We start from the raw sequence: 405 nt of genomic DNA, 5'->3' as shown, positions 1-405 counted from the left end.
ACAGCCGCCGCTCAGCAAGCAGATTATGATGCTAGAGGAAGATTTAGGCGTGCGTCTTCTGAACCGCGGTGCCAGAAAAGCCGAGCTGACCGAGGCAGGCGCCTATCTCTATTCCCGGGCCAGGGATATCCTTTCCATGATGGATACGGCCGCCAGCGAGCTTCAGAATTTCCCTTCCTCAGCGAAGGGAATCCTAAAGCTTGGAACGATCTCCTCCTCCGGAGACTATCTGGCAGACCGCGTCCTTCCGGGCTTCTGCCGCCTTCATCCGAATGTCCGCTTCGAAATTTCCGAGGGGAACACCTATGAGCTTCTGGAGAAGCTGAAAAACGGCATCATCGAATGCGCCGTTGTCCGCACACCGTTCAATACGGAGGGCTTACACTGCGTCTTTGGAACAGAGGA

The 405-nt window shown here is 55.6% G+C and carries 1 protein-coding gene; it reads left to right on the top strand.

The annotated features are described in order from the left end of the window. Positions 1-25: 25 nt before the first annotated feature. A partial coding sequence (locus tag NE664_14980) for a LysR family transcriptional regulator (GenBank protein ID MCQ4727939.1) occupies positions 26-405 on the top strand: 380 nt, incomplete at its 3' end.

Source organism: Anaerotignum faecicola (genome assembly GCA_024460105.1).
Taxonomy (GTDB): domain Bacteria; phylum Bacillota; class Clostridia; order Lachnospirales; family Anaerotignaceae; genus JANFXS01.
Note: the sequence above shows the minus strand (reverse complement) of the source record. Positions and strands in the feature narration are given on the sequence as shown.